Here is a 7,113-nt window from a genome sequence, read left to right on the forward strand (position 1 = left end):
ACAGACAGCCTTAGGCGTCATCACCTTTGGCGTTCTCGATGAAATCAACTGCCTCACCCACCTTTTGGATCTTTTCAGCAGCTTCGTCGGGAATACTGATGTCGAACTCTTCTTCGAGTTCCATCACGAGTTCCACGGTATCGAGTGAATCCGCACCGAGATCGTTCACAAAGGAAGTTTCTCGAGTAATCTTGTCTTTGTCGACGCCAAGTTGTTCAGCAACAATATCGACAACGCGTTCTTCGACGCTAGCCATGGGCTATCTCCGGGGGAAATGTCAGCAAGTTTGTTAGGAGGATACGAGGTTCGGGGAGGTAGAGGAACTCGACTCCCCCAAAACCGGTCTTAACGAAGGCTCAATCATCATTGGCACTCCGTCTTTGTTGGCCCCGCCTTCATTCAAGGGGTAGAGCCCGGCAGCGACCAGTGCTTTCGCCGAAAAGATAGGTCAAAAAGCTAAATCACGTCAATACACCGACAGGCTGTATACGGCGGAAGTATCGTGATTTTCGCGAAGGCACGCAATCTGGTTAAAGATTGCGGGCCGCTTTGCTCCTTCTTCGTCGGGCAGGCCGAGGTCACCGTTGGTCGGTTAGCCAATCATCCCACCGTCCACGACGATGGTTTGTCCCGAGATGTAACCTGCATCGGCCGATGCCAGGAACAACACGGCGGCGGCAACTTCTTCGGGTTTGCCTACACGCTTTGCAGGAATGCGTTTCTTGACTTCCTCGAGCACGACGTCGCCAAGTTCGGCCGTCATTTCGCTGGCGATGAAGCCCGGTGCGATGGCGTTCACCGTGACGCCGCGATTGACCAATTCTTTGCTCAGGGTGCGAGTCAGGGCGATCATGCCCGCCTTGCTAGCCGAGTAGTTGGCTTGGCCAGGGTTGCCGATCATGCCCGAGATGCTGGCCATGTTGATGATGCGGCCGTACTTCTTTTTCCGCATCAAACCGGCCGCGGCACGGCAGCAGACGAAGCAGCTGGTCAGATTGGTGGCGATCACGTCATCCCACTCTTCGTCGGACATGCCCCGCATCAGTTTGTCGCGGGTAATTCCGGCGTTGTTGACCAAGATATCGAGTCGACCGTGCTTTTTGGCGGTGTCTTCGATCGCAGCAGCAGCGGCGGCACGATCGGTGACGTCGACCGAAAGGGCTTCGGCGGTACCGCCAGCGGTTTCGATTTCGCTAACGGTAGAGGCCAGCTTGTCCGCATTTCGTGCCAAGCAGACCACGTGGGCTCCATTTTGAGCCAAGGCGACTGCGACGGCCTTTCCGAGCCCTTGGGAGGCTCCGGTGACGATCGCCACTTGGCCTTTCAAGTCCACTGCGATGGATAATTGCATGGTGCGTTTGTCTTTCTAGATCAAAGGAATGTGAGCGTTGTAGTGCAGGCTGCTAGCCTGTATTCGTGTCGTAACAGCAAGCTGTTAGCCCGTATTTTTCTTCGTTCTCCCGCGGCCAACCAGTGGATTCGCAGGGTGTCGGGCTGGCTTGTTGAGGGCTGGCTTGTTGGGTCTGGACGCATCCAGGTTTGCGATCCGCCGCTGGCGTGATCCGAGTGCCGCAAAGGGGCGCCAGTCGCAGGTGATAGTGTCAGCCGGATTGGCTGGCTGTTTCAGCGAGTCGCGTCCACTTCGTTGTCACTGTGAAAATCAGCCGTCACCGAAGCCTTCGGTTGGCAATTTGCGATGGATTCGCTTCAGCGTTCCCTGCAGCACGCGGCCGGTTCCTGCTTCCAGGAATCCTGCGATGCCATCGTCCATCATTTTGCGGATCGAGGCTTCCCAGAGAACGGGATTGACGACTTGGCGGCTGAGCAAGTTCTTGATTTCGGCTGCGGATTGATGCGGTGCCGCGTCGACGTTGCTGTAGACCGGGATGCGGGTGTCTTGGATCTCGATTGATTCGAGCGCTTCGCCCAATTTCGCGACGGCGGATTGCATCAGCGAGGTGTGGAAGGCGCCTGCAACACTCAGTCGCACGGTCTTCATCGCACCCGCTTCTTGAGCGGCAGGCTCGACGCGATCGATTGCTGAGATGTGGCCCGAGATTGCGATATTGCCGGGGCACAGCAGGTTGGCTGGCTGCAGCACTTCGTCGCCTTGGCGGCATTCATCGCAAACCGCCTGTACCTTCTCGAGGTCCAGTCCGAGGATGCTGGCCATGCCGCTTTGGACTGCGTCCGAGGCAGCTTGCATCGCTTCGCCTCGTCGTTGGACGAGCCGAACGGCGTCTTTGAATTGGATGCCGCCCGCGAAACAGACCGCAGTGTATTCACCGAGACTGAGGCCTGCGGCAGCTTTGATTTTGTTGGCCAGTTCCGGACGTTCGCTCAACACGACTTCTGCCGCAGCCATGCCGACGACAAATAATGCCGGTTGGCAGAACTCGGTTGCGTTCAGCTTGTCTTCGGGGCCTTCTTGCGAAAGCGCGACTAGGTCGTAACCGAGTACTTCCGAAGCAGTGTCGTAGAGCGCGCGGGCTTGGGGATAGTTTTCACACAGCCAGCGTCCCATGCCGATGTTTTGAGCACCTTGGCCTGGGAAAAGAATGCCCACAGAGTCAACGTCGAGCGCCACAGCAGCCCCTTCTTCAAAGATGCAGCAGCCTTGGGGTCCAAGGCCTGTGCGTCAGGAAAACGAACTCGTCGAACTTATTCGTTAGGCGATTCGACGACGGTGCGGCCTTGGTAGTACCCACATTTAGGGCAGATCGTGTGCGTAGGCACAGCCGAGCTGCATTGGGGGCAATAGGCGACTTGACGCTTCTTGACGTGGTCATGTGAACGACGTTTGCCGGTACGGCTATTGGAATGTTTTCTTTTGGGGACAGCCATCGCTGGGGGTCCATAAGTGACAGGTTTTAGATGGAATCGAGCCGCGTATCGTAGGAACTTAACAGCGTGATCGTCAACGTGGCACTGGGACTTTCTTCTAAATTTGAGTTAAATGCTGCAATTTCTTGCCGAGAACCGCGTCAATCGGACCCTGCAAGGTACGATTTTTGCCCGTTTGCGAGTCCGGCTGCTCGCAAAACCGCAGCGGACGTGGGGATCGGATGTTCACCGTTTCTCAGCGAACTTGCGGTTTCTGACTATTCCGGGGTTTCTGACTATTCCGGGGCTTCTGACGATGCTGGGGCTTCTGACGATTCGGGTTTGAACGCCACCATCATCCCCAGCCCCATGCGGCTGGCGGCGATAAAGGTGAACTTGATCTTTTCGAGTCCCTCGTTGACCAGCAGCGATTCCGCCTCCTTCAGTGTTTTTATCCCCCCACCCTGAGTTTCAAGCTCGAGTTTGAGTGCTTCGGTGGATTCAGTCAAATTGGGCTTGGTGGGGCCGCGAAACAGGTCGATCACAATCACCCGGCCGCCCGGTTGAATCGAAGCAACGGCGCGTTTCAGCAGTGCGGCTTGTTCGGCGGGCTGTTGAGCAAACAGGCGTTGGGCGATCAAGGCGATATCGAAATCGCTTGGCAAATGGTTCTCTGCGGCCGTCTCGGCCGACGCGGGGTCGGCTTGGATCGCCGTGAAACGGGGGGCCAGTCCAATCGACTCGGCCATTGTGGTCGCCGCAGCGATCGGACCGGGGAAATCGACAGCGGTAATCGTCGCCTTGGCGTCTCGGTGAGCCATCGCACAGCTCCAAACCGCCGAACCACAGCCGAGATCCAGGATTTTGGGACCCTCGACCTCTCCTTCGCCACCGATGTTCAGCATTTCGGCCGCCTCCATCGCAGCCGGGGTATGTGCCCACTGCGTCGCTGCGACATGGTCAAAGTATTCCGTCGGCGACACTGCCGCTCGGTCGCCTTTACCAAGCACACGGGCGGTTAGCTTTTGCCAGCGTTGGTCGCCGAGGTCCTTGTCGTATTGGCACAACAGCTGAGCCGCTTGCGAGAGCGCGTAGTCCTCGTCGTACTTTTCAAAGATGCCGATTGCGGTCATCGCGTCGAGCAGCAGTTGGGTCGGTTCGGCAGACAACGAGAGCGTGTTGCAGAGTTGTTCGGCGGTGTGCTGCCCTTTCCGCAATTGGTCCATCAACCCTGTTTCTCGGGCCGAGCGAAGCAGATGAGAAACCGCATTGATCTGCATCAGTTCGTGATATTGATTCAGCGTCTGGTCACGAGAAGTCATCGTTGGCGTTTCACAATGGGGTGAGCGTAGGAGGCCAGCGAAACGGTTTGGCCAGCGAAACGCTAATTCTGAATCGAAACGCGTTTCTTTCCAAGCCGAGGCAGGCGAAGTTTACCGATGGCATTGGGCCCTGCGTCACGTCGCTACCACCCTACCCTGCCCTTCCCTACCCTTTCACCCATTTCAGCCACTGGGTGATGTAAGCGGCGGGCGTGGCGCGGAACGCGGTTTGGAACGCTTGATCAAAGGGCAAGCCGTCGCTGAGGTTACGCATCAAGGCGTCGAAGTTTTTGCGGCGTCCGCGGTCCATCATTGATGCTGCGATGGCCATGCTGATTCGGTCGGTTTGTTCGGGCTTTAGTTTCTCACCGAGGAACTGTTTGGCATCCTTCATCGCCACCACCGCCGCAGAAATCTCGGCGTCTTCGCGGCGTTTGGCATCGCGGTCCACCTTCGTTCCCGATTTGGAAAACACACTCGCTCCGACCCCTTCGGCAAACCAGCGTGGGACGTCCATCCCTCGCGTCGCCACGGCAAGGCTGACAAGCGGCGAAATCAAGCGAGTCGCGATCTCGTCGTCCGCATCGCGGTCCGTTGCGACCATGGCGATGTAGGCGTTGATTCCGTCGAATTTCCAGTGGGCGTTCCAGTCCGAAGGGACATCGCGAGCTTCGATCATCTTGGCGAATTCGCTGTAATCGTAACGCCGAGGCATGACAAAAAGCGTCGCTTTGCCGCGGAAGTATTCTTCGCCATCGGCTGCATTAACGATCGTTTTGGCCCATTTTAATTCCTCTTCGGCCTTCCGCGCGACCAATTCCAATGTCGGTTTGGATGCGGTCCCGGTCACAAAGAAGTGATCCGTTGATACCGAGTGCATCTCGCCACCACTGGCGTTCACCAATTTCAGGTCGTCCTCCGCATCCGCTTTTCGTTTGGCACTGATCTCGCTGGCGGAGGCCTTTTTCATCCACGCCAACTTGCTCATCACTTCGAGCGGTTGGTCCTTGCTGGCCCCATCGAGTGTGGCTCCTTCGTTGATCCAAGTAGAGATCAGTTGGATCGAGTCTTCGGAAAATGCCGGGCGACCCCCGGCGGGCATTCGTTCGCCGACCATGCCCCGCAATTTTTTGACAAGCAGGCTGTCGGCGGCGTTGCCGGGCGTGATGATCGGGCCGCTATCGCCCCCTCGCATCATTCGCGCAAAGGTGTCTAACTGCAGTCCGCCTCGCGTTTGCATCGCGTCGATGTGGCATCCCTTGCACGCGTCGACCAACAGCGGAGCAATGTCGCCTGCAAAACTGACCGTTTCTTTCCCCGTCGCCTGTTTGATTTCTGGCATCGCGGTTGGGGTCGGTTCGTCCACCGGAGCGACTCCGCTGCCAGCGGAGAGGGTGGCCGTCGGATCGGTGCCATCAAACTTGGCTCCGCCATTGATCCAAGTCTTCAGCGTCAACAATTCTTGAGCCGAGACGCTGCCGTTGGGCGGCATCGCGCCCGATTCGATCACTTCGACCAAGACGCTGTTGGGCACATCACCGGGGAACACGACGACGCCTGCCCGCGAGCCTTTCATCAGCGCTTCGTAGTTGGCCATGTTGAACCCGCCTTTGGATCCCGAAACATGGCAGCGCCCACAACGACCCACCAAAATCGGAGCCACGTGCTGGGTGAAGCTGACGCCAGCGGCAAAATCGACTTTCGGAGGCGTTGCATTCGGGGGCTGAGCCGATGGATCGTTGATGTCAAAAATAACCATCTCGGGCTGTTCGCCTTCGTTGGCAGCCGCAGTGCCGTCGGCACTCGATTTGGCGACCGAAGGGAGAGTCGGCCGACGAAACGGAGGCACCGCGACGCCTTCGAGTTCCAGCATCGCGTGGGCGGTCGAAATTCGCTTCATCGCGGGTTCGAATGCATCCAACAACTCGGGCGAACCGACTTTCATTGCGATGTCGATCTGGTCCATCGCGCGTGTGATCGCCTCGCCCGCCGCTGAGAAATTGCCCGCTTTGTACTCGATCCCCGCCGTGCGAATCGTCTGGTTGACGGTGTCGACCGCTCGCTTTTCACGAGCACTCAATTCGGCCGCGTTCGCCAATCCCCCCCACAGGAGAGCAGGCAGCACTAAAACAATGAAAACCAGAAAACGCATCGGTATCGAACCAGGGCGAGAGGAGGCAAGCGGGGTAACACGGTCAGGGAATGAACGCGTGTGACCATTATAAAGTACCCGCTGAACGATTTCGTCCTCGAAATCCCGCTACAGCGGTGAATTGGCCCTCACACCGTCACGGCTAATCGGAATGACCGTTAGGGAGAGAGGGAGAGAGGGAGAGAGGGAGAGAGGGAGAGAGGGAGAGAGGGAGAGAGGGAGAGAGGGAGAGAGGGAGAGAGGGAGAGAGGGAGAGAGGGAGAGAGGGAGAGAGGGAGAGAGGGAGTGAGGAGTGAGGAGTGAGGAGTGAGGAGTGAGGAGTGAGGAGTTTCTTCACCTCCCCTTTGGGCATTGGTGTCTACACATCGATTATCTCTGAGAGGGCGGCGTTTTCCATGTCTTTCATCTCCTGGAGTGAAAGTTCGGTCGCCATCAAGTAGTCCAGCATATTTAAGTGGACGTAATACCCGGCCAGTAAAGCGGGGCCGGTGAACTCCACGCCGCGTTTCATCCGGCGTCCACTTAATCGGATCAGATGTCGACGAAATTTAATCGCCGCTTCGCTCTCGCTGGCCTCCAGCTGTTTCACTAGCACACACGCCATTGCGGCCAGTAGCAGACGCTTTGCGATTGCCAACCCCGTTTCCTGCTGCCAATATTCCAACTCCAAGCCGTGACTCTTGAGGAGTTTGAAAAAACTCTCGATGCGCCAGCGGAAGTAGTACCATTTGCCTACTTCGGACGCATCAGCTTCATCACCAGGGACGTTCGTTAGTAGCGTCCACTGGGCGACGATCCAGCCATCGTCATCGACCA

General features: G+C 57.4%; 6 protein-coding genes and 1 pseudogene. All 7 read right to left on the reverse strand.

The features are described from left to right. Positions 1-10: 10 nt before the first annotated feature. Entirely contained in the window at positions 11-256 is a 246-nt protein-coding gene (locus ABD971_RS30210) for an acyl carrier protein (RefSeq protein WP_008708273.1), read from the reverse strand. Positions 257-592: 336 nt separating this feature from the next. Beyond that, complete coding sequence (gene fabG, locus ABD971_RS30215; RefSeq protein ID WP_339937137.1) at positions 593-1,351, reverse strand: 3-oxoacyl-[acyl-carrier-protein] reductase; 759 nt, start codon at positions 1,349-1,351, stop codon at positions 593-595. A gap of 309 nt (positions 1,352-1,660) precedes the next feature. Continuing rightward, on the reverse strand, positions 1,661-2,587 hold the full coding sequence (gene fabD, locus ABD971_RS30220) for an ACP S-malonyltransferase (protein WP_339937139.1): 927 nt from the start codon (positions 2,585-2,587) through the stop codon (positions 1,661-1,663). 74 nt (positions 2,588-2,661) lie between these two features. After that, positions 2,662-2,844 carry a 50S ribosomal protein L32 gene (rpmF, locus tag ABD971_RS30225; protein ID WP_081614431.1) on the reverse strand — a complete coding sequence of 61 codons (183 nt, stop codon included), beginning with the start codon at positions 2,842-2,844 and terminating at the stop codon, positions 2,662-2,664. A gap of 275 nt (positions 2,845-3,119) precedes the next feature. Next, positions 3,120-4,145 carry a methyltransferase domain-containing protein gene (locus ABD971_RS30230; protein WP_339937142.1) on the reverse strand — a complete coding sequence of 342 codons (1,026 nt, stop codon included), beginning with the start codon at positions 4,143-4,145 and terminating at the stop codon, positions 3,120-3,122. Between the two features lie 166 nt (positions 4,146-4,311). Beyond that, positions 4,312-6,297, reverse strand: coding sequence for a c-type cytochrome domain-containing protein (locus tag ABD971_RS30235; protein ID WP_345327411.1), 1,986 nt, complete (start codon positions 6,295-6,297; stop codon positions 4,312-4,314). Between the two features lie 358 nt (positions 6,298-6,655). Continuing rightward, positions 6,656-7,113, reverse strand: a pseudogene (locus ABD971_RS30240) (IS4-like element ISRba2 family transposase); the annotation flags it as partial.

Source organism: Novipirellula rosea, from assembly GCF_039541335.1.
GTDB lineage: Bacteria > Planctomycetota > Planctomycetia > Pirellulales > Pirellulaceae > Novipirellula > Novipirellula rosea.

Bases quoted from the DNA above. Each gene is read 5' to 3' on its own strand.
- ABD971_RS30210 (WP_008708273.1), bottom strand. From the start codon at position 256: ATGGCTAGCGTCGAAGAACGCGTTGTCGATATTGTTGCTGAACAACTT.
- fabG (WP_339937137.1), bottom strand. From the start codon at position 1,351: ATGCAATTATCCATCGCAGTGGACTTGAAAGGCCAAGTGGCGATCGTC.
- rpmF (WP_081614431.1), bottom strand. From the start codon at position 2,844: ATGGCTGTCCCCAAAAGAAAACATTCCAATAGCCGTACCGGCAAACGT.
- ABD971_RS30230 (WP_339937142.1), bottom strand. From the start codon at position 4,145: ATGACTTCTCGTGACCAGACGCTGAATCAATATCACGAACTGATGCAG.
- ABD971_RS30235 (WP_345327411.1), bottom strand. From the start codon at position 6,297: ATGCGTTTTCTGGTTTTCATTGTTTTAGTGCTGCCTGCTCTCCTGTGG.